The 25,620-nt window shown below is 37.9% G+C and carries 20 protein-coding genes, 1 tRNA gene and 1 other RNA gene; 5 read left to right on the forward strand and 17 right to left on the reverse strand.

What is annotated here, in order from left to right; all coding sequences use genetic code 11:
• From cas9 to BQ5341_RS10075, 6 genes are all read right to left on the reverse strand, one after another.
• A complete protein-coding gene (gene cas9, locus BQ5341_RS10050) occupies positions 1-4,029 on the reverse strand; it encodes a type II CRISPR RNA-guided endonuclease Cas9 (RefSeq protein ID WP_071131842.1) in 4,029 nt (1,342 codons plus the stop codon).
• Between the two features lie 412 nt (positions 4,030-4,441).
• Entirely contained in the window at positions 4,442-5,383 is a 942-nt protein-coding gene (locus tag BQ5341_RS10055) for a 3'-5' exoribonuclease YhaM family protein (RefSeq protein ID WP_071131843.1), read from the reverse strand.
• Between the two features lie 12 nt (positions 5,384-5,395).
• Positions 5,396-8,014 (reverse strand): ATP-binding protein, encoded by a 2,619-nt coding sequence (locus BQ5341_RS10060; RefSeq protein ID WP_071131844.1) that lies wholly within the window; start codon positions 8,012-8,014, stop codon positions 5,396-5,398.
• Positions 8,011-9,204 carry a metallophosphoesterase family protein gene (locus tag BQ5341_RS10065; RefSeq protein ID WP_071131845.1) on the reverse strand — a complete coding sequence of 398 codons (1,194 nt, stop codon included), beginning with the start codon at positions 9,202-9,204 and terminating at the stop codon, positions 8,011-8,013. Before BQ5341_RS10065 ends, BQ5341_RS10060 begins: the two co-directional genes overlap by 4 nt.
• A 106-nt stretch (positions 9,205-9,310) precedes the next feature.
• Positions 9,311-10,021: an MgtC/SapB family protein gene (locus BQ5341_RS10070; protein WP_205408757.1), complete on the reverse strand. Its 711-nt coding sequence runs from the start codon at positions 10,019-10,021 to the stop codon at positions 9,311-9,313.
• A 155-nt stretch (positions 10,022-10,176) separates the two neighbouring features.
• Entirely contained in the window at positions 10,177-10,935 is a 759-nt protein-coding gene (locus BQ5341_RS10075; protein ID WP_071131847.1) for an SDR family oxidoreductase, read from the reverse strand.
• Positions 10,936-11,279: 344 nt separating this feature from the next.
• Here BQ5341_RS10075 and BQ5341_RS10080 point away from each other — a divergent pair, with 344 nt between their 5' ends.
• Positions 11,280-11,957, forward strand: coding sequence for a Fic family protein (locus BQ5341_RS10080; RefSeq protein WP_071131848.1), 678 nt, complete (start codon positions 11,280-11,282; stop codon positions 11,955-11,957).
• 158 nt (positions 11,958-12,115) lie between these two features.
• Here BQ5341_RS10080 and BQ5341_RS10085 read toward each other — a convergent pair.
• The 4 genes from BQ5341_RS10085 to tadA form a co-directional block, all read right to left on the reverse strand.
• Positions 12,116-12,189: transfer RNA gene (locus tag BQ5341_RS10085), tRNA-Arg, on the reverse strand.
• 47 nt (positions 12,190-12,236) lie between these two features.
• Positions 12,237-12,902, reverse strand: coding sequence for an O-methyltransferase (locus tag BQ5341_RS10090; protein WP_071131849.1), 666 nt, complete (start codon positions 12,900-12,902; stop codon positions 12,237-12,239).
• A 65-nt stretch (positions 12,903-12,967) separates the two neighbouring features.
• Positions 12,968-13,064: signal recognition particle sRNA small type (ffs, locus tag BQ5341_RS10095), an RNA gene on the reverse strand.
• Positions 13,065-13,103: 39 nt separating this feature from the next.
• A complete protein-coding gene (gene tadA / locus BQ5341_RS10100; protein ID WP_071131850.1) occupies positions 13,104-13,604 on the reverse strand; it encodes a tRNA adenosine(34) deaminase TadA in 501 nt (166 codons plus the stop codon).
• Between the two features lie 55 nt (positions 13,605-13,659).
• On the opposite strand from tadA, the gene BQ5341_RS10105 reads away from it, so the two are divergent.
• The gene (locus BQ5341_RS10105; RefSeq protein WP_071131851.1) at positions 13,660-14,517 is read left to right on the forward strand and encodes a helix-turn-helix domain-containing protein; all 858 of its coding nucleotides are present in this window, start codon (positions 13,660-13,662) and stop codon (positions 14,515-14,517) included.
• Positions 14,518-14,544: 27 nt separating this feature from the next.
• Here BQ5341_RS10105 and lplA read toward each other — a convergent pair whose 3' ends face one another.
• From lplA to BQ5341_RS10140, 7 genes are all read right to left on the reverse strand, one after another.
• Positions 14,545-15,549, reverse strand: a complete 1,005-nt coding sequence (lplA, locus tag BQ5341_RS10110) for a lipoate--protein ligase (protein WP_071131852.1) — start codon at positions 15,547-15,549, stop codon at positions 14,545-14,547.
• 20 nt (positions 15,550-15,569) lie between these two features.
• The gene (locus tag BQ5341_RS10115; RefSeq protein ID WP_071131853.1) at positions 15,570-16,310 is read right to left on the reverse strand and encodes an MBL fold metallo-hydrolase; all 741 of its coding nucleotides are present in this window, start codon (positions 16,308-16,310) and stop codon (positions 15,570-15,572) included.
• 139 nt (positions 16,311-16,449) lie between these two features.
• On the reverse strand, positions 16,450-17,688 hold the full coding sequence (dltD, locus tag BQ5341_RS10120; RefSeq protein WP_071131854.1) for a D-alanyl-lipoteichoic acid biosynthesis protein DltD: 1,239 nt from the start codon (positions 17,686-17,688) through the stop codon (positions 16,450-16,452).
• Positions 17,688-17,924 (reverse strand): D-alanine--poly(phosphoribitol) ligase subunit DltC, encoded by a 237-nt coding sequence (dltC, locus tag BQ5341_RS10125; protein WP_106396196.1) that lies wholly within the window; start codon positions 17,922-17,924, stop codon positions 17,688-17,690. The genes dltD and dltC overlap by 1 nt, the downstream gene beginning before the upstream one ends.
• 35 nt (positions 17,925-17,959) lie before the next feature.
• Complete coding sequence (gene dltB, locus BQ5341_RS10130; RefSeq protein WP_071131855.1) at positions 17,960-19,153, reverse strand: D-alanyl-lipoteichoic acid biosynthesis protein DltB; 1,194 nt, start codon at positions 19,151-19,153, stop codon at positions 17,960-17,962.
• Positions 19,153-20,658, reverse strand: a complete 1,506-nt coding sequence (dltA, locus tag BQ5341_RS10135; RefSeq protein ID WP_071131856.1) for a D-alanine--poly(phosphoribitol) ligase subunit DltA — start codon at positions 20,656-20,658, stop codon at positions 19,153-19,155. Before dltA ends, dltB begins: the two co-directional genes overlap by 1 nt.
• A gap of 13 nt (positions 20,659-20,671) precedes the next feature.
• Positions 20,672-20,809, reverse strand: coding sequence for a teichoic acid D-Ala incorporation-associated protein DltX (locus BQ5341_RS10140; protein WP_106396207.1), 138 nt, complete (start codon positions 20,807-20,809; stop codon positions 20,672-20,674).
• A gap of 444 nt (positions 20,810-21,253) precedes the next feature.
• Between BQ5341_RS10140 and nrdD the strand changes: the two genes are divergently transcribed.
• The 3 genes from nrdD to BQ5341_RS10155 all read left to right on the forward strand — a co-directional run bounded on the left by nrdD (position 21,254) and on the right by BQ5341_RS10155 (position 25,591).
• Positions 21,254-23,434, forward strand: a complete 2,181-nt coding sequence (gene nrdD, locus BQ5341_RS10145; protein ID WP_071131858.1) for an anaerobic ribonucleoside-triphosphate reductase — start codon at positions 21,254-21,256, stop codon at positions 23,432-23,434.
• A gap of 33 nt (positions 23,435-23,467) precedes the next feature.
• Entirely contained in the window at positions 23,468-24,070 is a 603-nt protein-coding gene (gene nrdG / locus BQ5341_RS10150) for an anaerobic ribonucleoside-triphosphate reductase activating protein (RefSeq protein WP_071131859.1), read from the forward strand.
• Positions 24,071-24,226: 156 nt separating this feature from the next.
• A complete protein-coding gene (locus BQ5341_RS10155; RefSeq protein ID WP_071131860.1) occupies positions 24,227-25,591 on the forward strand; it encodes an MFS transporter in 1,365 nt (454 codons plus the stop codon).
• Positions 25,592-25,620: the final 29 nt, after the last annotated feature.

Consider the following 25,620-nt stretch of genomic DNA (forward strand, 5'->3'; position numbering starts at 1 on the left):
TTAATCCCCTAAATTTCTACGTGTTTCATAAAGACCAGTGACAGATTGATAGATGATCGTGGCGTTGAGAAGTTCAGATGTTGATGAATACCTTTTTCTCGGAATTGTTTCGTTAAAAAACTTAAAGTCTGCCGGAGCGCCCATAGCTGTAAACTGTAATAAATTGAAAAATGAGGTTGCGAGATCTTTCCCTTCAGAATCTTTATTATTTTCAGCTACAATTTGTATTCTCTCACTATTTTTTGTAGCAATAATATACTTTTGGGCAAAAATATCAACATACTCCAAAAAGTCAAAAAACATTGTAGAATTATTCGTTACAAACTCCAAGCTTTCGGATTTTTTATCGGAATTTTTTGCGTGATAAACTAATTCATTCAAGTCTTTAGAGAGAACTAATTGGTTACCTTTTTGTGATTCCTTTGAACTTGCCAATAATCGTCTCCGACCGTCTGCAAATTCAAATAGTGTGTATTTTGGTAACTTAGCTAAAACTTTGGGATTTTCATAACCTCTAGTTTTTAAAAATCCTAACTCATTTTCCTCAAAAGCTTTTCGTTGCATAATAGTGATTCCAACTATTTCTTTTACGACCTTTTTACTCTTTCCCTTTTCATAAGAAATAATGATTGAATACGCTTCAGTTGGACTTCCTACACCACCATACTTCGCTGGATCCCAATTATTCTTTCTTGGGATAAGTTTATCAGAAGGTCCTTTTGGCAAAACAGTCTCGTTTGAAAATCCACCTCGTTGAATTTCGGTTTTTTTCACGATGTTCATTTGGCGATAATCAATAACTTTTTTTACCATCGCTACAGATTTGTTATCCCACAGAATTTCTCCATTGCCCTCTTTATCTAGAGTTACGTCTTTTTTTGTAAACTGCATAATATTTGAGTACATATTTTTCTTAGCAGTAGCGCGATTTTCTTTGAAACTATCATAACGATGGTATTCTCCATAGACAAATTCCGGTTCTAATTGTGGATAAATTTTCAATAAAGTATTTGCCACTACACCATTTAGATAGGCATCATGAGCATGATGGTAATCATTAATTTCACGCACCTTGTAAATTTGGTAGTTTTTGCGGAACTGGCTAGTCAATGCAGATTTTAAAGTGACGATACGAACTGTTCGTATTTTTTTACCAGTTTGATCTTTCTCTGTATTAAATCGTTCATCTAAAATACGAGCCACGTGCTTAGTAATTTGTCGCGTTTCTACTAATTGGCGTTTTATAAATCCTGCTTTATCATCCTCAGTAATTCCACCGCGCTCTGCTTTCGTCAGATTATCAAATTTCTTTTTACTCATTAATTTAGAATGTAACAGTTGTTCCCAAAACCCTTTTCTGCTTTTTACAATATCAATATTCAAGACATCATCAGATTTTCCGCGATTTTCTTTGGAGCTGACTAAAACACGATTGTCTATCGAATTATCTACGATGAAACTTTGCGGGATTATGTGATCAATGTCGTAATTTGATAAGTTATTAATATCAAGGTCATGACCGGTATACATATCGCGACCATTTTGCAAATAGTACAAATAAAGGCGATCTTTCTGGATAGCTTTATTGTCTGTTGGATAATCTTTCAAAATCTTACTTTGCATTTCATTTAATGATTTTTCGAGATTTTTATAACGTGGTTGTGAATTAATTTTTCCTCGCCCGGTGGTTTGATTTTCTCGAGCCATTTCTATCACAATATTGGTTGGCGCATAACCCATAATATCTACGATTTCATCGACAATTTTTAAGCTTTGTAAAATGCCTTTTTTCAATGCTGGGCTCCCAGCTAATTCTTGAACAATTTGATTTAAGTCATTTTTAGTACCCACTTCTTTTTGGGCTTTTTGAATTTCTTCTTTGAACGACAGCATATTATCGTTAATTAGTTGCATAAAATTGCGATTTGTATTTTTACCTGGCGCATCATCCATGACTAGAAAATCTATGACTGTTTTTCCGGTTTGTTGATCATAAAGGCCGTTAATTAATTTAGCTGATAAACGACCCCAACCAGTATAATATCTCCTAACCAGCTCTTTCATGGTTTTTTCGTCAAAATAACTTTTGAAACTGGCCAATTGTTTGGCTAACATTTTACGATCTTCAAAAATCGTTAACATTTTGACAATTTCTTCAAACATGTCTTCATTTTCTGGGTCATTAAGCATTTCTGGAGAAACATTCAATTTTAAGAAATCATGATAAGTGGCTAATTTCGCGTTAAATTCATTTTCAATCCCATTTATAGTGACATTTTCTAAGTTGTATTCATTATAAAGAAATTTTTGCAGGCGATCTTTTGTTACTTTCCGATTTTTGCAAAATAACTCTTTGAAAATTTTCTCTTTTTCAATACTGGAAAAATTATGTGTTTTTTCTTGCTCATCAGTGTAACTAACCTTAGTAAGCTCATTGTATACAGTGAATTTTTCGTACAACATACTGTGTTTAGGCAAAACTTTTTCATTTGGTAAATAAGTGTCAAAATTAGTCATCCGCTCAATAAATTTTTCTGCAGACTTATTCATATCAACTACTTCTGTTATATTCCATGGCGTGATTGGCTCATCTGAATTTCGTTCTAACCAAGCAAACCGACCGTGATTTTCTTTACTAGCCAACGGTCCGACGTAATAAGGAATTCTAAAGTTAAACAAATCAACAATTTTTTGAAAATTTTCTTTTAGGAATGGATAAAATTCACCTTGATGTTCCATAATTGCTTTCAATTCTTCTAAATGAATTTGATGAGGAATGACTCCATTATCAAAAGTCCGTTGTTTGCGCAAAAAATCTTCTTGATCTATTTTAGCTAAGAAATAGTCGGCGCCTTCAACTTTATCCAGCATTTTTTTCGTGTAGCTATAAAAATCATCCTGTTTTGTATGGCCATCAATATAACTTGCATATCCGTTGTTATCTTTTTTCCCGTCACCTTTAAAGTAAGATACATACTCTTCATAGCCTAAATTATTTAAGAAAAATTTCTTTAAAAGTGCTAGGTCTTCTTTATGATCATCATATCGCTTGATCATCCCTGCGGAAAGTTTAGCCTTGGTTAGACTGTCTTGAACCGTTAAAATTCCAGAAAGTTCCACAGCATTGTAGGCATTTTTAGCGGCTTCAAAAACATCGCCATACCCATCGCCAGCCATTCCCAGTAAATTTTCCAGCTCTGTATCATAATCTTCTTTTGAAAATTGTAATTTAGCATCTTCATCTAAGTCAAAGGTTTTCTTAAAATTACCTTGATTTCCAACAATCATTTTTAAAAATTGATCGAAGGTATCATTCTTTTTTTCAGTTGGAAAGAAATTTAAGACATTCTCAGCTTTTCTTGAACGGGAACTTTTTTCGGTTAGAACTTTTTCAACATCTATTGTTGTATCAAGCTTTAATTCATTGTCTGCTATTTTAGATGCTTCATTAAATTTATCTAAAAAAACTTTAAATGTTTCTGAAACTGAAGTATTTTCGGTGCTTAATTTTCCCTCAATCAAAAAGTGACCCCGATATTTAATAATATGGGCCATTGCCAAATAAACAAGTCGCAAATCGGCTTGCTGAGTGGAATCGGCTAATTCTTTGCGGAGATGATAAATCGTTGGATATTTTTTGTAATACGCTTTTTCCTCTTCCAGCTTTCCAAAAATCGGATGCCGATTAAATTCTTTATCTTCTTCAACTAAAAAGCTTTCGTTTAATCGGTGAAAGAAATTCGCGTCTTTTTCATTCATTGCTTTTTGGAAAAATTCCTCTTGTAAAAATACAATACGTTGATGGCGACGGGCTAACCGACGACGCATTGTTCTTTTCATACGGGCATCAGCGGCTGTTTGTCCTTCGTCAAAAAGCGAGACCCCCCAGAAGTTTTTCTTTAGGGCTTTTTTATCCGTGTTGCCAAATACTTTCATTTTCTTTTTAACTAGATCTAAATCATCTCGTAAAACGGCCCAACCCACTGAGTTCGTTCCAATATCCAAACCAATTGTATAATCTTTTCCCATCTTACATACCTACTTTCTTTACCACTAAAATTTTTTTAACATTTTACTTGCAAATATTTTGGACCGTGCTATAATTTGCTTGTTGGAAGTTTTCAAATCAACATAGCAAAGTTAAAATAAGGCTTGTCCGTAATCAACCTTTAAGGTGGCGCTGTTTCGGCGCTTTTTTTGTACCCAAAATTTCACCAGTTATTCTATTTATTTATTTTTGAATAACATTTGTTTTGTTTAGTGAATGACCATATTATATCACTTGTTTCTCGATAAATGAATACGTTTCCTATCATATTTTACATAATTTCTTAAATTCTTTTCAAATGTATTTTCTTTAAACAAAAAAACCGATAAAAAGTCACCGTCACAAGTGATTTTTTATCGGTTTTTCTTTTTCAATCATTACCCCTAACCGAATTTAACTCTTCGGCAAATAAAAACTTCGGCCATCCATGCCAAAGATTCGTTCGGAATATGTTCCGGGGGTGGTTTGGCTTAGGGCCGTTTTCATCATTTGCATGGAGGCGTCGATCATATCGATTTGGTGTAAGATTTCGGCTTCCATCACTCGCGGTCTAACTGGTGAACCGTACTCCAATAAGCCGTGGTGCGCTAACACCATATGTCGCAAGATGACCACATCTTCGTCGCTTGGGTCGATTTTCAAATTGCCGCACGCTTTGACAATTTCTTCATCTACTAAAACCAGATGCCCGATTAAATTCCCCTCCACCGTGTATTCCGTGGACATGGGACCTGTTAGTTCAATGACTTTTCCTAAATCGTGCAAAATCACTCCGGCAAATAAAAGCGACGGGTTCAACACTGGATATTCTTTACATAAAGCTTGAGCAATATGGAGCATGGACAACGTGTGGTAGGCAAGTCCGCCATAAAAGGCGTGATGATTTTTTTTAGCTGCTGGTGATTCGAAAAATTCAGTTTGATACTGATTCAATAAAAAGCGCACGATCCGATTCCAGTGGGCATTTTCAATTGAAAATAGCGCCTGATTGAATTCTTCTGTCATTTCGGCGGTGCTCATTGGTGCCCGCTCCACATATAATCCCGGATCATTCGGTTCGTCATCTTTAGCCAAACGCAAATGAATAATTTTTACTTGCGGATTGCCATTGTATAATTCTCGTTTGCCGCTCAGAAAAACGACGGCACCATTTTTAAATTTAACGACATCTTCTTCAGAGGCGTCCCAATATTTTCCATCCAAGGTGCCGGATATATCTTGAAAAGTAAAAGCGATAAATTTTTTGCCGTTTTTAGCTAGCCGAACATCGGCGTTTTTCACGAGGACAAAGGTTTCAAAACTTTCATCCACAACTAGTTCTCGTAATTTTTTCATATGATCTCCTTTTTAGATTTCATTTAATGATATTACTATTTGGTCGCGTGTTTGAAATTGTGTCACCATCGCCACATCTGACGACAGTAAAATAATTTGATAATATTGAGACATTTTTTGCAGCACATTTAAAAAGTTTTGCTTGCGATGCTCGTCATAACGCAACCATCCGTCATCAATTATAACAGTTTGTCGCGCTTCTTGTCGTCTTACAGCTAAAAATCCGAGGCGAAAACTAAAAAATAATTGATCGCGGGTCCCGGAACTTAAATCTTGCACGGACCAAAATTGTCCATCGAGACTTTGTATGGAAAAAAGATTGTCGTGGAAAATAATTTTTTGATAGCGTCCGGACGTTAATACGGCCAAAAATTCGCCCACTTTTTTCAATAATTGCGGCAATTGTTGTTGGCTCAATTCTCCTGATAAATCTTGTAGCAAACTCAAAGCGATTTTGTCGCTGCCCCAAAGTTGTGCCAACTGGGAAATTTCGGCTAATAATTCGGCTTGGTCTTGTTCTAATTGGGCTAATGTGCCGTCTTTAGTCATGAGTTCGGCGCGAACTATGAATTCTTGGCTCTGCTTATTTAGTTGGTTGATTTGAATTTCTTGGTGGGTGAGTTGGGATTTTAGTTGATCTAGATTTAGTTCCGCTGATTTCACTTCCGCTTGATTTTTTTCAGCTTGATTTATTTCGGCTGGATTCACTAGTGCTATATCTATTTCGGCTGGATTCACTTCAGCCGAATTAAATTGCGGAAAATTCACCTCGCCAAAAGTTCCCCGCCCTTGATCAGCACTTAATTCAAAATCTGCCAGTTGGGCTAAAATTTGTTTTCGACGCTGGCCATCTTGGCGCATTTGGGCCCAGTTTTTTTCCGCCCGAGGTACCTCATACAAATAATGCAAGCCGGCTTTTTTCACTAGCGCTTGACTGGTACTGGCTAGTTGTTCGTTTTTTTGTCGTAGTTCGAATAATTCTTTTTGGATTTGTTTGAGATCATTTTGTTCTTTGGCAAATTGAATCTGGCCCATTTTCTGAACAAAAGCTTGAATTTCGGCTAGATTTTCTAACAAGGTGCCGGTTTTTATTTCTGGAAATAGATTTTTCCATTTTTGTTGGGCGCTAAAAAATTTTTGGCGTATTTCGCCTTGTGCTTCTTTATTTTCTGCCAATTCTTCTTGGAGAGCGCGATATGTTTCCGGGGCAGGATTTTCTTGCAACATCTTTTCTAATGGAAAACGGCCTAGTTGATAATTTTTTTGAATTGTAGAAAATTCTTCCCCCCACTTATCTAACGTAGCTTGCGGCACTTGATTTTTGGGCGTTGGCTTTTGGAAAATCGCAAAAATAATAATTACCCCAGCCAACAACCAGGCCGCCACTTTGGCCAATTGTGGTAGAAAAAAGCTCGCGCCTAAAAGAATCAACCCGACTACTACCAGTACAGGGCGCGCCAACAGTGGGTTGGTCCTTGCTGTTAATTTTTGTGCTTCGGTAAATTTTGTTAAGGAACTGGCTAAAATTTTCTTTTGCTCTTCAGAAAATAATTGGGGCATTTGTGTTGGTGAAAAATCGTATTTTTTCTCTAGCACTTCTGCTTCTTGCTGTTTTATGGCTCCGACAGCTTCTAACTTGGCCAAGTCTGTTTGGCGCTGATGCCAATCCGGTGCACTTGCGACAATTTCGGCTAAATATTTTTCGTGCTCCAAATAAAAATAATAATCGTTACTGTCCACCGTTTTTTCGCCGCTGCGACTTTTAATTTGTTCGCTGAGACTTTGAATGTTTTGCTGATGATTTTCATATTGTTGATAATACGCACTTAACTGAGCTTCTTCGGTATCTGTCAAAGGGACGCTTCCCACTTTTTCTAACGCTTGTAATTCTTGGTAAAGGGGTTGGGCTAGCGTTTGTTTTTGTGCGAACGTTACTTGTTGCTGGGTTTTTTCTTGCTGGATTTTCAGTGTTGCAAGTTGGTCTGTCAGTTGCCCACTGGTTTCAACAAGTTGTTGGTAAGCTGATTCCGTGTTTTCTTTTTCAATAATTTTTTTATTTAATGTAGCCAGTTCGGTTAATTTTTGGTTTAACAACGGTTGCCGGCCAGTTTTTTTATAAATTTTTTGCCCGTCATTTTCTAATTTGGTCGATAATGTTAAAAATTGTTGGCTGCCGGAAAGTCCTAACGACAATAATAATTTTTGCAAATCGTTGGCGTCTAGTCCTTGCCAGTCTTGCAGTTGTTCTTGTTGGAAGGAAAAAACTTGTTCAAAATTCCCCCGGGTCAACGGTTTTATCAGCTCTTTTAAAAAGTTCTCGCCGCCGGTTAAGCCGGTTTTTACCATCGTTACTTGCGGTTCTTTTTCATCTTTAAAGCGGCTCACTTTTACTAAGCCTGCTTCTGTTTCTAACCAGAGATGTCCGCCAAAACGTGCGCCAGATTTTGGCGTATAGTCTTTGGCGAATTTTGATTTTTTGGCAAATCCAAAAAGCATCGCCAAAATAAATTGATACAAGGTGGATTTTCCAGCCTCATTGTCTCCATAAAAAAGCATCAACTCTTCTTCAAATTGAAACTGAGCTTGCTGATATTTACCAAAGCCGATGATTTCTGCTTTTTTTAAAATCATGTTTCATCCTCCGCAAACTCAAAATGCTCTTTGATTATTTCAAAAGCTGATTCCAGCGTCTCTTCTTTAAAATTCGACTCGGTCAACAGTTGATACGTCACTTCTTGACTAGTTAAATCTGCCAAAATTTCCTCAAAAACTTCTTGTTGTTGATAAATTTTTCGATAATTAGCCAAAATTTGTGAATCCAGAGGCAATTTAGCTAAAGAAACCTCTGGCGTTTGAATGGTTAATTGATTCAAAAAAAGGGGCCAATTATGGCGAGTAATTTCTGCTTGCAAATAATTTTTCAATTCAGTACTAGAAATGTCCAGATCCGGTAAAGCCGTGATAACTAAATGTAAAATTTGCCATTGTTCATTGACATTGACTAATTGTTTCAAAAAGGCCAGAATTTCCGGTAAAATCGTTGTCGTTTCCTTATTTACTAGCGGCAAATATTTTTTTTCATAGCTGATATTAGCTACCGACATAAATGTCCATTTAGCTGGCCGATTTTTAGCAAGATCTACTAGGACCACCCCTTTGACTTGGGTTTCCTTTTTCGAATGGCCCACCGGCGTTCCAGCATAAATAATCGGCGGATCAAAGGACAAAACTTGTGGCACATGGATATGACCTAAAGCAAAATAATCGTAGCGCCGCTTTTTCAAATTTTCCAAAACAAAAGGCGCATAAACCTCACCCACCTTTTTTTCGCCGCCATGATAAATACCAATCGTCAAATCCGACGTTCTTTCAGGAAAATCAGCACTAAAATCGTGATTTAATTGAGGATGCTGATAGCTAAATCCGTTAACTACGACTTGCTCTTCGCCAAGATTTAAAACAAGCTGCTCGACTTTTTCTGCCGTAAAAAGATGGACATTGTCCGGCCAAGAAAACCAAAAGCGCTCCGGCGTATAGTAATCGTGATTGCCAAATGTCATAACCACTTGAATATTAGCTTGCTCCAACTGCTGGAGTCCTTTAATAAATTTTGCTTGTGTCGCCAGATGAATTTGCGGCTTATGAAAGGTGTCGCCGGCAAAAATCACCAGATCAACGTTGTTAACGAGTGCGATTTCAATTATTTTTTCCAAACTTTTTTGATTTTCCTGCCGCAACACTTCTTGCAAAGCAGGGCTTGGATCAACGATGCTTGAAAAAGGGCGATCCAAATGCAAATCGCTGACTTGTAAGATTTTCAAATAAATCCCTCCTTTTTCCTTTAATGATACGCAGTTGGCGCCAAAATTACTAGGGGAACAGCAAAAAAACTGCCACATTTGAAATGACAGTTTTCTCCATTTTAAATTACATCATTGTCGTCCGGATTTTGACAATATTTTCAATGGACGATAAATCTTCAATCACTTTGGGATAATTGATATTGTGGGGCAAATCGACGGCATAAACATTCGTATAGACTCTATTTTCACCGCTCATTTCCCGGGTAAAATTTACATCGATCACTCGAATTTTGTGTTCTTCAAAATAATCTTGAATCGCATTTTGCGTTATATCTTTATGAAGATATTTAATTTCAATTTTTTTGCTAGTCGGTACTCGTTGCAAAATCCGATTGACCAAAGTTAAAGCCAACAGCAAACCAAACGCTCCAAGTAAGGCGATTTCGTAATAACCCATGCCACAAGCAATCCCGAGACCTGCCACCGCCCAAATGGAAGCGGCTGTCGTTAGTCCTACCACCGAACGCTTAGTGACAATAATCGTTCCGGCACCTAAAAACCCTACGCCAGAAACGACTTGAGCAATTAATCGCGCTTCATCAGAACGAACCACGCCTGCTAACTGGGGAAAATCCGTCGCCGCTTGTAACGCACTAGCTGAAATTTCTTGTTGAATTAAAGCAATGATACAAGCGCCCATGCAAACGAGAATATGCGTTTTAATCCCGGCTGGGCGATTTTTAAATTCCCGCTCGTAACCAATCACCCCGCCTAAAAAAAGCGTTAAAGCCAGACGCCCTGCAATCTCAAAAATAGTCACATTCATATCCATGATTTCACCTCAAAAATAGCATACCATGAAAAAAACATTTTGACTTTAAAAATCATTGTGGTACGCTTAAATCCTTGGCAGGGGCACCAAACTGGAAGAAATTTTTCCAGTTAAAAATCCGCGGAAAAATTTTCCCGCGGATTTTTTTTATTTATTATTTAACCGACTGTCCAACCAGCGTCGGCTACAATGACACTGCCGTTAATCATGGAAGAATCATCGCTGGCTAAAAATAACGCAACATTAGCGACTTCTTTGGCCTCACCCACCCGGGGCACGCTGGCGGCATCTGTTTTCGTGCGACCGACACCAAATTCATGAACATTTTTCATCGTCTCTTGAATATTTGTTTGCGTGGCACCTGGGGCAATCACGTTGCAGCGCAAACCAGATCTTGCATACATAAACCCGATATTTTTACTCAATCCAATGACCGCGTGTTTACTTGCCGTGTGAGCAGCTCCTGCTTTATTGCCAAATAATCCGCCGACTGAAGAAATATTAATTATTTTTCCGTTGCGATTTTCCATTAGAGGAATGGCCAACCGGCAAGCATACATCACGCCGTCGACATTAATGCGCATCACCTTTTCCCACAATTCATCGGTCAAATCGCCCACTGGCACCATGTCATCCATCACGCCGGCATTATTTACTAAAATATCTAACTGACCAAATTTTTCAGTTGTTTTAGCTATCAACTGCTCCACTTGCTCTTTTTTACTGACGTCGGTGGCCAAAAATAATAAATTTTTCGCTAACTCCTCGCCTACTTCATCTTGCAAACGCAAGCAACCTTCCTCATTGAGGTCAGCGGCCATCACTTTTGCGCCTTCTTGTAAAAACAACCGGGTAATTTCTTTGCCAATTCCAGAAGAACTGCCAGTAACAATTGCGACTTGATCACGTAATTTCATTTGGTCACTTCCTTTTTCAATTTTTCCTTACTATTTAATTGTATCAAGGATTTAAAAAATTGAACAAGGAGAAGGTAGTTGGCCTCGTTACAAAAAGAAAAATCATTGACAGTAGGTTCTGGGAGTGCTAAATTTTTCTTGTCAGGAGATAGGTGCACCTAACAATAATCATCTGTGATACTTGGCACCTGTTGATTTCAATTGGATTTTCTAAAGTGAATGGCGATTCAATGGCGCCAGTATTTAAAAATCGTGGAACAAAAAAATAGGACGATTTAATTATTCGAAATTTCGATGCATTTAAAATTATTATTTAACAGTTAACTAAAAAGGAGGTCCACAAATTGGAACAATTCCCCGATAAATTCAATCTAACACGAGATTTAAACGTGCGATATGCCCGCAGTAATTTTGCTGAACTAATTTATACAACGTCTCGTTTCGAGGGCGTCAACACGACCTTACCACAAACTCAAACAATTTTAGCAGGAATGGGGGTAGACGGTGTTCCGCTTGAGGATATCAACACGATTGTCTATCTGAAAAGAGCTTGGGATTATATCACAAAAGAAACCTCGTCGCTCACAATCGAAATTAGCAAAAAAATAAACGCCATTGTTGCTAAAGATGATGCCCTTTACCCTGGTCAATTACGAAAAGGCTCTGGCGGGGTTTCACTAATGGACGGTACTTCTTATACTCCGCCTCTTGAAATTAGCCAAGAAGCTGAAACTGAATATCTCAACACGCTAATGGATAGTCCGAACTCTATAACAGACAAAGCTATGACGATGATGTATCACATCATGCGCACTCAAATTTTTTGGGACGGCAACAAGCGGACAGCTACGCTTGCAGCAAACAAAATAATGATGGACGGTGGCGCTGGGCTGATCCATGTTCCCCTTGAAAAATGGCATGAATGGAACCAATTGATTAGTGAATATTATGTAAATGGTGACATGTCAGCGATTAAGAAATGGACTTATGAAAATGGAATCGTTGGACCGACTATTCTATAAAAGATTTTTCAACAACTTTAACTATCTGCCATAAAATTGATCAACCACGAGGCCATCAAACTGGCCCTTCAAAAATAAAATCCGGAGAATTTTTCTCTTTTCCCCCTAAAAACAAAAGCCCAAACCTTTTTGTATCAAAGGTTTGGGCTTTTTTAAAACGTCGCAGAAGGGATTCGAACCCGCGACCGTCCGCTTAGAAGGCGGATGCTCTATCCAGCTGAGCTACTGCGACAACAATATTTTAATTATAGAGAAGAATTTTATCAGTGTCAATCGCTTTTACAACTTTTGTACTAAAAGTAGGCCATCGCCTAATGGTAAAATCGTCGAACCTAATGTTGGATCGTTGTGAATAGTTTGAAATAGTTCATTTAATTTGCGATGAATGGCGCGATTTTTCCGGGGAATTTCTTCGATCGGTTGTAAAATTGTGCCGGCTTGTAAGACATCATCAATGGCTAGTGTGCCGCCTTTTTTTAACACTCGCAAACAAGCTGGTAAAAATTCGAGATATTTTGCTTTGGCAGAATCCATAAAAATAAAATCATACGTTTCCGCTGGTAGCTCAGGTAAAATATCTGCGGCTTGTCCTTCTTTTAAAGTGATTTGTTTTCTTGAATCTAGTTTGTCAAAATTTTTCTGAGCTTCTGTGGCCATTAATTCAAAGCGTTCGATAGTAATAATTTTTGCTTCCGGCAAAGTTTCAGCCATTAAGCTCGCCGAAAAGCCAATTGCTGTGCCGATTTCTAAAATATTTTTCGGTTGCAGCGCCCGCAAATAAAATTGCAAAAAAATTACTGTTTCGTGGGGAATAATTGGTACGTTGCGTTCGTGGGCGTTTTCTTCTAAGTCTTTTAGCGCTCCAGTAAGTTGAACTTGGTCATGGCGCATAAATTGTAAAACAGGTTCATCTATAATCGGGCGAAACATCATTTCATTTAGCATCTTGATTATTCATTTCCTTTTCGTAAAATAAAAAAACCGCCAGCACTTTTTTCTTGCGCTTGACGGCCTTAAGCTATGTATCAGGCACATGGCCAGAACTTCTTAGTGCTGCTTCCTTCCGGATCTGACACGCTTCAAAGCCTAACCATTGCCCTAGCCTTTGCAGGCAAGTTTTATTTTACACGATGTTCAAAGAAATTGCTAGTCTTTTTTTGCTAGCCGTTTTTTTTGCCGTAAATTTCTAAAAAATGTTGTTAAAATTTCTCCACATTCTTCACTCATAATGCCCCCTTCAACGTAGGCCCGATGATTGAAGCGTGGTTCTTCAAGTAAGTTCATCAAAGTTCCAGCAGTTCCTCCTTTAGGATCGGCGGCGCCAAAGTAAACTTCGGTAATTCGCGCTAAAATCATCGCCCCACTACACATGGCACACGGTTCTAGCGTGACAAAAAGTTGGCAATTTTCCAGACGAAAACTTTTTTGCTGTAAACTCGCGGCATCAATGGCAATCATTTCGGCGTGTTTAGTGGCCAGTTGCAAGGTTTCTCGTAAATTATGGCCGCGACCGATGATTTCATTTTCAAAAACTACCAGAGCGCCAATGGGGACTTCATTTAAATTTTCGGCGAGCTTGGCCTCTTTTAATGCCTCTTTCATAAAAAATATTTTTTGTTCGTTGGTTAAGCTACTCGTTTGTTCCATCTTGCCCTCAATCCTTCAATTTTATGTTAAAATAACCCAAGAGGTGAATGCGTTTATGGATAATCTAACAGAAATTTATCCTTTTGGCAAAATGATGGATGTCGCCAGTTTCAATCCCGCGCTCTTGCAGCTGCCGGTGGGCAATCGTTGGTTTGTTTTGCCTAAGGATCGTTTATCTGTCACTGAAATCAAAATGTTGCAACAAATTTTTCCGGAAAATACGAAAAATGAAGCCCGAAAACATGTGTGGTATCGGATTTTACTTGAAAATGAACCTATCAAAGAAGCGGGTTACTTTCGGGTCTTACAAGTCAAACTTTCTCCGACCAGCGAGCATACCCGCCGCGAATGGTTGGAAAATATTTTAGAAATGATTGCGCCGATTGATCATTTTTGGTTGACGAAAGATATTTTAATTTTAGTGGAGCACCAAAACCGAAAAACCTTTTCTTTAACGGATTTAAAAGGATTATTCGCTACTTTGGATGCTGATTTTTTTGTCACAACTAAAATTTTTGCCGGCAGTTTTTATGAAGCTCATGAAAACTTTTCCCTGCTTTTTAAAGAAGAACAAGAAATTTTCGCTCAAGAAGAAGCACGTTTTTTAAAAGATAATTTTTTGTCATTATCTTTGGTGGCATTGGATTTTTTAACAAAAGAAAAAATTTCCAGCAGTCACTTAATGCAAAGTTTTCGCCGGGTTTTACTGAAAGATGATGAGCTTTTAGATATTGTTGAAGCGTTGATTTTAAATCAAGGGAATGTTTCCTCAGCGGCAAAAGATTTATTTATGCACCGCAATACGCTGCAATATCGGCTGGACAAATTCCACGAGCAAACAGGCTTTAATTTAAAAGAGATGGAAGATTTAGCTTTATGTTATTTACTTGTTCGCAATAAGGAACGCGCCTGATGATAGTCATCAAGCGCGTTTTTTTATTTAATAAATTAATTCTAGAAAGTCATCTGGTTCAATATTACCAAAGTATTTTTTTACATCAATTTTTTCGATGGCTGCAGCCAAATCAGCTTTCTCATAACGGACACCGGTTAAAATTTCTTCTACATCTTTTACTTCCCCGAGACCGAAAAAGTCACCATAAATCTTAGCTTCTTTAATGACCCCTTGTTGCACATCAAGGCGAATCTCAATTGATCCAATAGGAAAACGATGACGTTTAATTACCGCAAAGTCGGGAGATTTTCCGTAATTCCAATCCCAATTGCGATAATATTCATCAGAAATAGCATTGATTCGCTTCCAGTCGTGATCGGTTAATTGATATTGTTTTATTTCATCGACACTATCTACATTAAAAATCCGTAGCAAAATAGCTTGTCGGAATTCTTTTGTCGTTAAATTTTTCTGATTTTCTGGCAAATGAGGACGAATATTGGTGACACGTGAGCGGATAGATTTAATTCCTTTTGATTCGATTTTATCTTTGCGGACTTTTAAAGCGTTCACCACTTCATTAATATCAGAATCTAGCATTAAAGTGCCGTGGGCAAACATCCGACCGTCAGTGGCATACATGGCGTTGCCGGAAAATTTTTGATCATCAATGACTAAATCATTGCGCCCTTTCAGTTCGGCCCCTGCCACTCCTAAATCATGCAGTGCGGCAATCACCGGTTCAGTAAATTTACGGAAATCACGGAAAGAATCGCCATCGTCAGGCATAATAAAACTATAATTTAAATTACCAAAGTCATGATAAACTGCCCCGCCGCCAGACAACCGACGAACAACTAAAATCCCATTTTCGTCCACATATTCCTTATTAATTTCTTCTAAAGTATTTTGATTGCGGCCAATAATAATCGATGGTTGATTAATATAAAAAAGTAAAATCGGCTCGTCGGTTTTAAATTCCTTTAATAAAAAGTGCTCAATTGCTAAATTAATCCGGGGATCGTTATTTTCATTAGGTACAAAAATCATCTTATCATCGCTTCCTTAAATTAAATTATGATTTGTAAATCTTTTTGTGCTAGAACAACTAATGTTTCGCTGCCGGCTGCTGTTTGCGCTTCTTGTTGCAACTGCGTCAGATCGCCTACTTGCGGCAAATGGGTCAACACCAATTTAGAAACACCGGCAACTTTGGAAATTTCACCTGCTTCTACGCTAGTCAAATGGGCATGGTGCTTTTCGTGGCCTTTAAATAAATACGTGTCAGCGAGTAATAATTCGCTGCCTTTTACAAAATCAGCCAACTCTGGAAAATAACCGGTGTCGCCAGTAAAAGTGAACACTTTTCCCGTCGCCACTTCCGTAATTTTCAACGCATAACAAACTACTGGATGAACGGTTTTTAAAAATTTTATTGAAAATGGTCCAATGGTTAATTCTTTTTTTGGATCATAGGCAACACCGACGCTCACTTCAGGCAAGCTTAAATCAGTAAAATGTTGGGCATCTTCTTGATGTCCATAAATTTTTAATATCGGAATCTTTTGCTCTGTAGGAAAAAGTTGCCGATAATATTGCAATACCCCAAGATCGGCAATGTGATCATGATGATAATGCGATAAAATCACCGCATCTAATGCCCTCGGATCTACATAATGCTCCAAACTCACTAATGCCCCACTGCCGCAATCTATCAGCAGATGAAAGTCATCACTCTCCAATAAAAAAGCCGTCGTACCGCTGTCGCGATAGGAAAATCCACCCCAACAGCCTAAAACCGTTAGTTTCACTTGATCTCCTCCTTTTTAACTGCTTCCAGTATAGCAAACTGCCTAATAATTCCCAACAATTTGCAATTAAAATATCTTTCTTTCAATCAAAAAAACTTCGGCAAATGAAATGATGCGCCGAAGTTTTTTATTAAATAGTTTACATGCGATTTGGTGCCAGATTTTGCCAACTCTCTTGATAAAAATAGTCATCTAATTGGTAATTTAAGACCGGGTTTTTATCGTTCATAAATTGTTGGACAGCCGAATCCACTTGCAACCAGCCCCGCCAGCCCAAATGAATCGTATCTTCCATAAAATAATCGGTATTGGCAAATTGATTTAAGTCTAAAATTTTATTGAATCCTTGGGCGTTCAACTGGTATTGAATTTTATGACTAAATTCTCCTAACATTTCTTGGGAAAGTCCCGTGTAATCGGACCAGTGCTGATTTACCGGCGGAATTACAAATAAAATATCTGCATGTTGCTGGGCAAATTGTCGCAGCAGCAATTCAAAATCGGAAAATTCAGGAGAGCAACGATAGTCAAAATCTTTTTGAGAATCTTTCAATTGAGATAAATCCGGTAAAATTCGTTTCTGATAAAAACCATTAGAAATTTCAAAAGCATTGTTATCAGTATTTTTTTGACCCATTTCATAAGCCAATTCATCTAACACAGCGGGGTCATCTACTTTTGGCAAATAACTTTTTTGCTTTTGGATTTTCTTTTGATTAAAATCAGTCCCTAAAATAAAACTAAAAAACTCATCCTCATGGGCATAAAAATTACTTTCCAACTGCCAAAACCATTTTTCCGGTTGTTTATAATCGACAACATTTTGCAAAGCTTCTACTAAGCGATGATCTTGTTGGACCACCGGATAACTCAATAATCGCTGAGCCATAAAGTGATCGGCCGCAGAGATTTCTTTAAGATTTCTTAGCCAATGGGTGACTTGTAACGGCGAATAATAATAGGCAAAAGAGTCAGACTTCAGACCTTCTTTGACAAACCATTGCGGAGAAATAATGACCACCGCTTTTTTGCGATCTAGCGTCAGTCCTTCCATCCCTAACGCTTGGGTTAGCGACTGTGTTCCTGGCGCACCTAAAAGTAACACTCGGTAATCCCGCTGATATTGTTGGGCTAAAACGGCTGGATGAAATGGCGAAATCCGTGAAAGTTCTGAGGAGCCAAAAAATGGCAAATAATTTTGATCAATAGCCGCTTGTTTCACTTGCGTCCCTTTTAAAATACTGACATCCATAGAAACGGCCGCATCTTTTACAAAATGTTCACTGGAAATATCTAGTTGCCAAGGGGTGAAAAAAACAGCAACGATTAAAATAGTAGCGACTACTACTGGGCCAAAAATCAGCCACAGCTTTTTCATTAGCTTAACGCCTCAACTTGACTAATAATTTTTTTAGGGGTGCCCCAGCTTTCCCGCTCTACTTCAGAAACTGGCACGCTGACACTAAGTTGGCCCTCGATTTCGACTAATAATTGAACCATGCCTAAAGAGTCCAACAATCCTTCGTCAAATAGCGCCAAATCCAAATTTTCTTTTACCTCGTCGGTCCCGGTTAAATCGGCTAAAATATTTAAAACTGTTTCTTGTATATTCATTGTTCTTCTCCTTTTTAATAAAAAATTTTTTTAATTTAACGAAACCATAACTTATCTAAAAATCCTGAAAAAATTAAAAAACTCAAGGCTACACCATGAAACGTAGCGACAATACTAAAAATTTTGGTGAAACGATTGCTAGGTAAATTTTTGTGCTTTTTCTTAAATCGACCCCAGCTATCACATAAGACAATCCAAGTGGCGTGGTATAGGCCATATGCCAAATAATACCAAGTCAGCCCGTGCCAGACACCCATCAATAAAAACAAAGCAAAATAACCCACATTACTAGCTATCATTCGTGACTTAAACCATTTTTTCTTCAAAATTAAAAACATCAAGCGCATATACACATAATCGCGAAACCAAAAAGACAAAGTCATATGCCAACGATTCCAAAACTCTTTAATATTACTACTGATAAAGGGGCGGTTAAAGTTCATAGGCGTTTCAATGCCTAAAAAATAACTAGCTCCCACCGCAAATAAACTATAGCCAGCAAAATCAAAGAATAAGTAAAAACTATACACATACATGTATTCCAATGTGCCTAAAGAAAAAGTTCCGTTTGCTAAAGCACTATGGGAAACAAGCGGTAATAAAAGCGTTCCGAAAAGATAGCCGAGAATAAATTTGTAAAAAAATCCGAGAAAAATATACCAAACTCCTTTATCCAGCAAATGCAAATAATCATCTCTAGTAATCACTCGCTTCAGATCTTTTTCAAAACGGCGATAGCGATCAATCGGCCCTGAAGAAATCGTCGGGAAAAATAATAAAAATTGCAAAAAAACGAGTGGCGAATAATTTTTCAAGACCCCGTCGCGAATTTCCATCAGCACTTGGACGGCTTTAAAGGTTAAATAAGAAATGCCAAGAAAGCCGACAATTGAAACTTTGCCAAAAGCAAACGGCGTTATTTTAGTCAAGGCCAGTGGCGCAATGGCTAAAAGGACTAAAGTGAAAAAGACCCATGTTTGATTTTTTGAAAGACGATAACGGCTGTAAAAAAAAGTTAACGCCACTTGCCATAAAATAAAAACAATTAAGGCAATTCCTTGTTTATAATGATCGCCACCAAAGCTTACAATCAAAAAAAATAACGTCAATACACTTTCGTAAATCCGTAAGTGGCGCCCTTTCCATAATAAAGAAATAATAGCCGGCAACAAGGCCACAAGTAGTATCAGAAAATAAACCGGGCTGGCGTAAGGCGTCATATAGGGCATTATTTCTGACCTCCATTGACCTGAAGGGTTAATAATTTGCGATCTAATTTTCCGTTGACTGTTAAAGGAATTTTTTCTAAATAAATAAAGCGCTGGGGAATCATGTAGTCCATCACTTTTTCGCTAAGTTCTTTTTTAATTGCTTTACTTAGCGCAAATTCACTTGGAAAATCATGGGCTTTAACAACGACAAACGCCACTAACATCTGGGTTTTCCCATTTTTATCTTTGGCTACCGTACAAGCATTTTTCACATAGGAAACTTGCAACAAGTTTTGGTCGATATCTTCAAGTTCAATGCGGAAACCGTGGAGCTTCACTTGAAAAGCCAAACGCCCTTCATAAAGTAACAATTCCCCTGCAAAATGTCCCCTGTCTTGCGTGCGGTAAAATCGTTTGTGGTCAATTTCGATAAATGCTTCCGCCGTTTTTTTGGGAAAATTGAGATAGCCTTTGGAAACTGATGGACCGCTAATAATAATTTCTCCGGACTGACCATGGGGTAATATTTGTAAATTTTCATCGACAATTAAAATTTCTGTGTCCTCTTTAACAAAGCCAATCGGTAAGCGGGGATATTTTTGTAAAATTCCCGGGGTGATTTCAATTTGGGTAACCGCAACGGTGGTTTCTGTTGGTCCATATGTGTTGAAAATGCGCCCGCCAGGAAATCGCTCTTGTAATTTTTCAGCGGTGGCTTTCATTAATTCTTCCCCGCAAAATAAAAACAACTGCAACTCCGCTAAATTTTCTTCATTAAAATCAGGACTCATTAAACACAAATCAACAAATGATGGCGTTGAAACCCAAACATCCACTTTCAAAGTGGGTAAAGTTGTAAATAATTGCTTGAAATCTTGAATGACTTCATTTTCCAAAGTAACGAGCGTCCCTCCTGCTACTAACGCTGGATACAGACTCATAACCGATAAATCAAAAGAATAGGCTGCTTGAATAAGAAATCTTGGCTTTTGCCCCAGTGGAAAATCTCGCAATTCCCATTCAACAAAACTTGCTACATTTTCATGAGTAATTACTACGCCTTTTGGAATTCCAGAAGTTCCGGAAGTGAAAATTAAATAAAAATCATTTGTTATTTTTGGGATAAAAATTTTTTGGCTCACTGGATTTTGAAAAATCCGAGCCAAATCTGTTGCTCCTAAATAATTTTCTCGTTCTATATTATTTTTATTAACGTCAATAATTAGACTTGGCTGACTGACTTGAATAATCATCGCCAAACGCTCTTTTGGCGTATGACTTTCGACTGGAATATAAGCGTGACCAGCTTTCACACAAGCTAAAAAAGTCACTACCATTTCAAATTGCAACTGGCCAATCACTAAAATGGGCCCTTTTGGTAAATTTTGCTCTTCTAAATAAACGGCCAACTGTTGACTTTTTTCAAATAATTCCTGATAAGTGTGGGTCCGACCATTTTCTTGATAGCAAATCATTTCCGGACTTTTCTTTGCCCAATGGTCAATTTCTTCAATAATATTCATTTTTCCTCCAAAATCAAAACTCATTATAAATAAATGTCCCGCCATCGACTTTTTGGTAATGATACAAATAAATCAACGCTAAAATCACGCCAAAATAAAATAAAGTCCGCCCACAAAAACGTAAATTTGTGATCAGTTTAGGATGACTTATAAAAAAAACTTTCAAAAACTCACCTCAATCTTAATGAAACCTCTCGCAAATTTTCAGCCCCTTCACTATACCACTAATTCTACCAATTAAGTTGGAAAATTTTGCTCAATTTTTCTGCAAAAGAATGACTTTTTTGAACGGAGGAATCCATTTTTTTGGACTTGCCCTTAGTATAGCAATCATTTTTTTAAAGAAAAGATTTCTTAAGCAAACTTAAACAAGGTGACACGTATCTGACAGCAAAAAATTATTTGTTTTTTTATTCGTCTACACCCTTAGAAAGTTTTGCTTTCAAGAATCTTGCAATGTTATTTACCTACTATATATAGTGGGTTATTTGAAAACTAGCCACTATATCTATTGATTTTTGCTTAAATCTCCGCTAGAATAAATAGCAAGCGCACTTAGTTTACTAGGAAAAATCGCTACTTTGGGGGAATTTCAATGATGAAAATAAAAGCATTAACAACAAAACAAAACCAATTAGATCAGCTAAAAATTATTAAGCGCGATGGTCGCTTAATGGATTTTAATGATGAAAAAATTTATGGCGCGCTTTTAAAAGCCGAAAAAAAAATACAAGGGACAATTGATCCGCTCACCCATCGAAAAATTGAAAAAATCGTTGAAAAAGTCGACCAAGAAATCGCCCAACGTTTTGAAAAAAATGTCAAAATTTATGAAATTCAAAGTATCGTCGAACATACTTTACTCGCTCAAGGAGAATATGCCTTAGCCGAAGAATATATTAATTATCGGACGAAGCGGGATTTTGCTCGCTCTAAATCCACGGATATTAATTTCACCATTGGCCAGCTGCTAGGAAAAGATAGCTCGGTTGTCAATGAAAATGCCAATAAAGACGCCAACGTTTTTAATACGCAGCGGGATTTAACAGCCGGCATTGTTGGTAAATCCATTGGCCTTAAAATGTTGCCGCCTCATGTGGCTAATGCCCATCAAAAAGGCGATATTCATTATCACGATTTAGATTATCATCCGTATACGCCTATGACTAACTGTTGTTTGATTGATTTTAAAGGGATGCTTAATGGTGGATTTAAAATTGGTAACGCCGATGTGGAATCTCCTAAATCCATCCAAACTGCTACCGCCCAAATTTCCCAAATCATCGCCAATGTGGCTAGCTCGCAATATGGTGGCTGTTCTGCCGATCGCGTCGATGAACTGTTGGCCCCATTTGCCAAATTGAATTATCAAAAACATTTAAAAGATGCGCTTGAGTGGATTGAAGGGTCTGACAAACAAGAAGCCTTCGCCAAAGAAAAAACTAAAAAAGATATTTTTGATGCTATGCAGTCATTGGAATATGAAATTAATACTTTGTTTACTTCTAACGGTCAAACACCTTTTACTTCATTGGGCTTTGGCCTTGGAACAGATTGGTTTGAACGAGAAATTCAAAAAGCAATTTTCCAAATTCGCATTAATGGGTTAGGTTCAGAAAAACGGACTGCTATTTTTCCTAAATTAATTTTTACTCTGAAACGCGGTTTGAATTTGCGGCCAGAAGATCCCAATTATGATGTAAAACAATTGGCGATTGAATGTGCCACTAAAAGAATGTACCCTGATGTCTTGAGTTACGACAAAATTGTTGAACTCACAGGGAGTTTTAAAGTGCCAATGGGATGCCGCAGCTTTTTACAAGGTTGGCAAGATGAATTTGGCCAAGAAGTCAATGTCGGACGAATGAATCTTGGAGTGGTCACTTTGAATTTACCCCGCATTGCTATGGAAGCAAAAGGCAATCAAGAAACATTTTGGCAAATTTTAGAAGAACGATTGGCCGTTGTTAAAGATGCGCTAGTTTACCGAGTAGAACGCTGTAAAGAGGCAGATCCAAGTAACGCCCCTATTTTGTATATGTACGGCGCTTTTGGAAAACGACTGAAAAAAAATCAAGCCGTCGATGAACTATTTAAAAATAAACGGGCTACCGTTTCTCTAGGCTACATTGGTTTATATGAAAGTGCCGCTGCCTTTTTCGGTGGCGCTTGGGAAAATGATCCACAAGCCAAAAAATTCACGCTAGATATTCTTAAAGAACTTAAAGCCCACGCCGACAACTGGGGCGATGAGTACGGCTATCATTTTTCTGTCTACTCCACTCCTAGCGAATCTTTAACCGACCGCTTTTGCCGGTTAGACACTGAAAAATTTGGCCTAGTAGAAAATATTACCGACAAAGAATACTATACGAATAGTTTTCATTATGACGTTCGGAAAAATCCGACACCATTTGAAAAATTAGATTTCGAAAAAGATTATCCAAAATATTGTTCCGGCGGTTTTATTCATTATTGCGAATATCCTGTTTTGCAACAAAATCCGAAAGCTTTGGAAGCTGTTTGGGATTATGCCTACGACCGCGTCGGTTATCTCGGCACCAATACGCCAATTGATAAATGTTATGCCTGCGGATTTGAAGGTGACTTTACCCCAACTGAGCGCGGGTTCGAATGTCCAAATTGCGGCAACCACGATCCAAAAACTTGTGATGTAGTAAAACGAACTTGCGGTTACCTAGGAAATCCCCAAGCCCGCCCAATGGTCCACGGCCGCCACAAAGAAATCTCCGCCCGCGTCAAACATATGAAATAAGGTTGAAAAGCATTTAGCAATTAAGGAGGAACCATGCGTAATCCGAAACCTCAAGAATGGGATTCTCAAAAACTTAGCAAAAAAAAAATCGCCGACTACAAGGCGTTTAACTTTGTCGATGGCGAGGGCGTCCGCAATTCCCTTTATGTCTCTGGCTGTTTATTTGCCTGCGAAGGTTGTTTTAATCAAGCGGTCCAAAATTTTAATTATGGCACCCCTTTTACCGAAGAATTGCTGGCCCAAATTCTTACCGATTTGGATCACGATTATGTTCAAGGTCTGACTTTGCTTGGTGGCGAACCATTTTTAAATACGGAAGTCTGCCTGACAGTTGTCAAAGCCATCCGAGAAAAATTTGGTCATACTAAAGATATTTGGTCCTGGACCGGCTTCACTTATGAAGAACTTTTGCTGGAGTCTCCCGATAAATTAGAACTACTTCATGAAATTGATATTTTAGTAGATGGTCGTTTTGAGCTATCTAAAAAAAATCTTTTGCTGCAATTTCGCGGTTCCAGTAATCAACGAATCATCGATGTTCAAAAAACGCTGGCTGCCCAAAAAGTTATCATTTGGGATAAACTAAATGACGGCGATCATGCCTTTGAACAAATTAAAAAACAAGCACTGATTTAAAATTTTGACCCAAAGACTTGCTAATTCGGCAAAATTTCGGTAAAATTAATTAGAATTCGTACAGATGCACATTGCGTGTCGAGCTAAGAGGCGGTTCCTTTTTTAGGAAAGGACCGTCTATTTTTGCGGAAATTTTTAAAAATACAAGGAGATTTTATGCGACAAACAAAAAATGTTTTACTAGCAGTGATTGCCACTGGGATTATGGCTTTTTCCGGTGTCTTAATTGAAACTGCCATGAACGTCACTTTCACCAATTTAATGAGCGAGTTTTCACTTTCCATGAGCGATGTTCAGTGGGTGACGACAATTTATTTGCTGATGATTGCCATTACTGTGCCCGTTTCGGGGGTGCTAATTAAAAATTTCAGCGTCAAACAATTATTTTTACTGGCCAACTTGTTATTTCTAACTGGTGTAGTTTTAAATTTTTGGTCACCGGACTTTTTCATTTTACTTTTCGGGCGAGTCTTACAAGGGATTGCCACCGGTATTGCCCTGCCGTTAATGTTTCATATTATTTTAAGTGAGGCACCATTAGCCCAGCGGGGATTGATGATGGGCATTGGAACTTTAACGACTGCAATCGCGCCAGCAATCGGGCCGACTTACGGTGGATTTATCACCACTCATTTATCATGGCACGAAATTTATTTATTCTTAATTCCGCTGCTTTTGTTGTCGTTAGTGCTGGGATTACTAAATATTGTCCACGTTAAACAAAAGATTACTGAAAAAATCGATCTGCTGAATTTTATCTTTCTAGCCCTGACCTTCATCGGAATTCTAGCCTTCTTCAGCCAACTTGGTACCCTTCTAGGTTGGATTTTGCTGGCAGTCGGTTTATTATCTGCGGGATTATTTTATAATCGAAATAAAAAAACGAGTCATCCTCTATTAAATTTTCAACTTTTTTCCCATCATGTTTTTACTAAATTACTTTTTAGCTTTTTAGTTTATCAATTTTTACTATTAGGAATTTCTTTTATTTTACCTAACTATATTCAAATTGTGCACGGGCAAAATTCTGCGGTGGCTGGTCTAGCTATGTTTCCTGGAGCAATGATTGGGGCCGTTCTGGCGCCAATTTCCGGAAAAGTGCTTGATAGTGTTGGGCCGAAAAAACCACTTTTAGCCGGCACCTTGCTGGCCTTAATCGGATTTTTCTTACTAACTGTTTTTCTTTGGTTTAAACCAAGTATTCCTTGGCTAATTGTGGGCCACGTTCTTTTTCAAATGGGTCTAGGATTTTCTTATAGCAACTTCATTACGGCTGCCATGAATCAATTGCCGGAACAACTCCACAACGATGGTAACGCTCTTTTCAACACTTTGCAGCAATTTACCGGTGGTCTGGCAACAGCCATTGTGGCAGCGATCATCACGTTATTTCAAAATTCGGAACCAAATTTCGCTCACGGAACGCAAGTGGGTGCCTCTTTTGCCGGCGTCTTACTAACTGTGATTTTAGCAATTAGCTTTGCAACGATTGTTTCATTGCGAAAAACAAAATTAAAATAAAAAAAATGAGGAAGAAGATGATATCTGCT

The sequence above is a fragment of the Enterococcus timonensis genome (assembly GCF_900104595.1).
In the GTDB taxonomy this organism is placed as follows: domain Bacteria; phylum Bacillota; class Bacilli; order Lactobacillales; family Enterococcaceae; genus Enterococcus_J; species Enterococcus_J timonensis.

Excerpts from the sequence above, each read along its gene's own strand:
- dltA (WP_071131856.1), bottom strand. The coding sequence starts at position 20,658 with ATGAATATTATTGAAGAAATTGACCATTGGGCAAAGAAAAGTCCGGAA.
- dltC (WP_106396196.1), bottom strand. The coding sequence starts at position 17,924 with ATGAATATACAAGAAACAGTTTTAAATATTTTAGCCGATTTAACCGGG.
- dltB (WP_071131855.1), bottom strand. The coding sequence starts at position 19,153 with ATGCCCTATATGACGCCTTACGCCAGCCCGGTTTATTTTCTGATACTA.
- BQ5341_RS10105 (WP_071131851.1), top strand. The coding sequence starts at position 13,660 with ATGGATAATCTAACAGAAATTTATCCTTTTGGCAAAATGATGGATGTC.
- cas9 (WP_071131842.1), bottom strand. The coding sequence starts at position 4,029 with ATGGGAAAAGATTATACAATTGGTTTGGATATTGGAACGAACTCAGTG.
- BQ5341_RS10075 (WP_071131847.1), bottom strand. The coding sequence starts at position 10,935 with ATGAAATTACGTGATCAAGTCGCAATTGTTACTGGCAGTTCTTCTGGA.
- tadA (WP_071131850.1), bottom strand. The coding sequence starts at position 13,604 with ATGGAACAAACGAGTAGCTTAACCAACGAACAAAAAATATTTTTTATG.
- lplA (WP_071131852.1), bottom strand. The coding sequence starts at position 15,549 with ATGATTTTTGTACCTAATGAAAATAACGATCCCCGGATTAATTTAGCA.
- BQ5341_RS10055 (WP_071131843.1), bottom strand. The coding sequence starts at position 5,383 with ATGAAAAAATTACGAGAACTAGTTGTGGATGAAAGTTTTGAAACCTTT.
- nrdD (WP_071131858.1), top strand. The coding sequence starts at position 21,254 with ATGATGAAAATAAAAGCATTAACAACAAAACAAAACCAATTAGATCAG.
- dltD (WP_071131854.1), bottom strand. The coding sequence starts at position 17,688 with ATGAAAAAGCTGTGGCTGATTTTTGGCCCAGTAGTAGTCGCTACTATT.
- BQ5341_RS10155 (WP_071131860.1), top strand. The coding sequence starts at position 24,227 with ATGCGACAAACAAAAAATGTTTTACTAGCAGTGATTGCCACTGGGATT.
- BQ5341_RS10090 (WP_071131849.1), bottom strand. The coding sequence starts at position 12,902 with ATGCTAAATGAAATGATGTTTCGCCCGATTATAGATGAACCTGTTTTA.
- BQ5341_RS10060 (WP_071131844.1), bottom strand. The coding sequence starts at position 8,014 with ATGATTTTAAAAAAAGCAGAAATCATCGGCTTTGGTAAATATCAGCAA.
- nrdG (WP_071131859.1), top strand. The coding sequence starts at position 23,468 with ATGCGTAATCCGAAACCTCAAGAATGGGATTCTCAAAAACTTAGCAAA.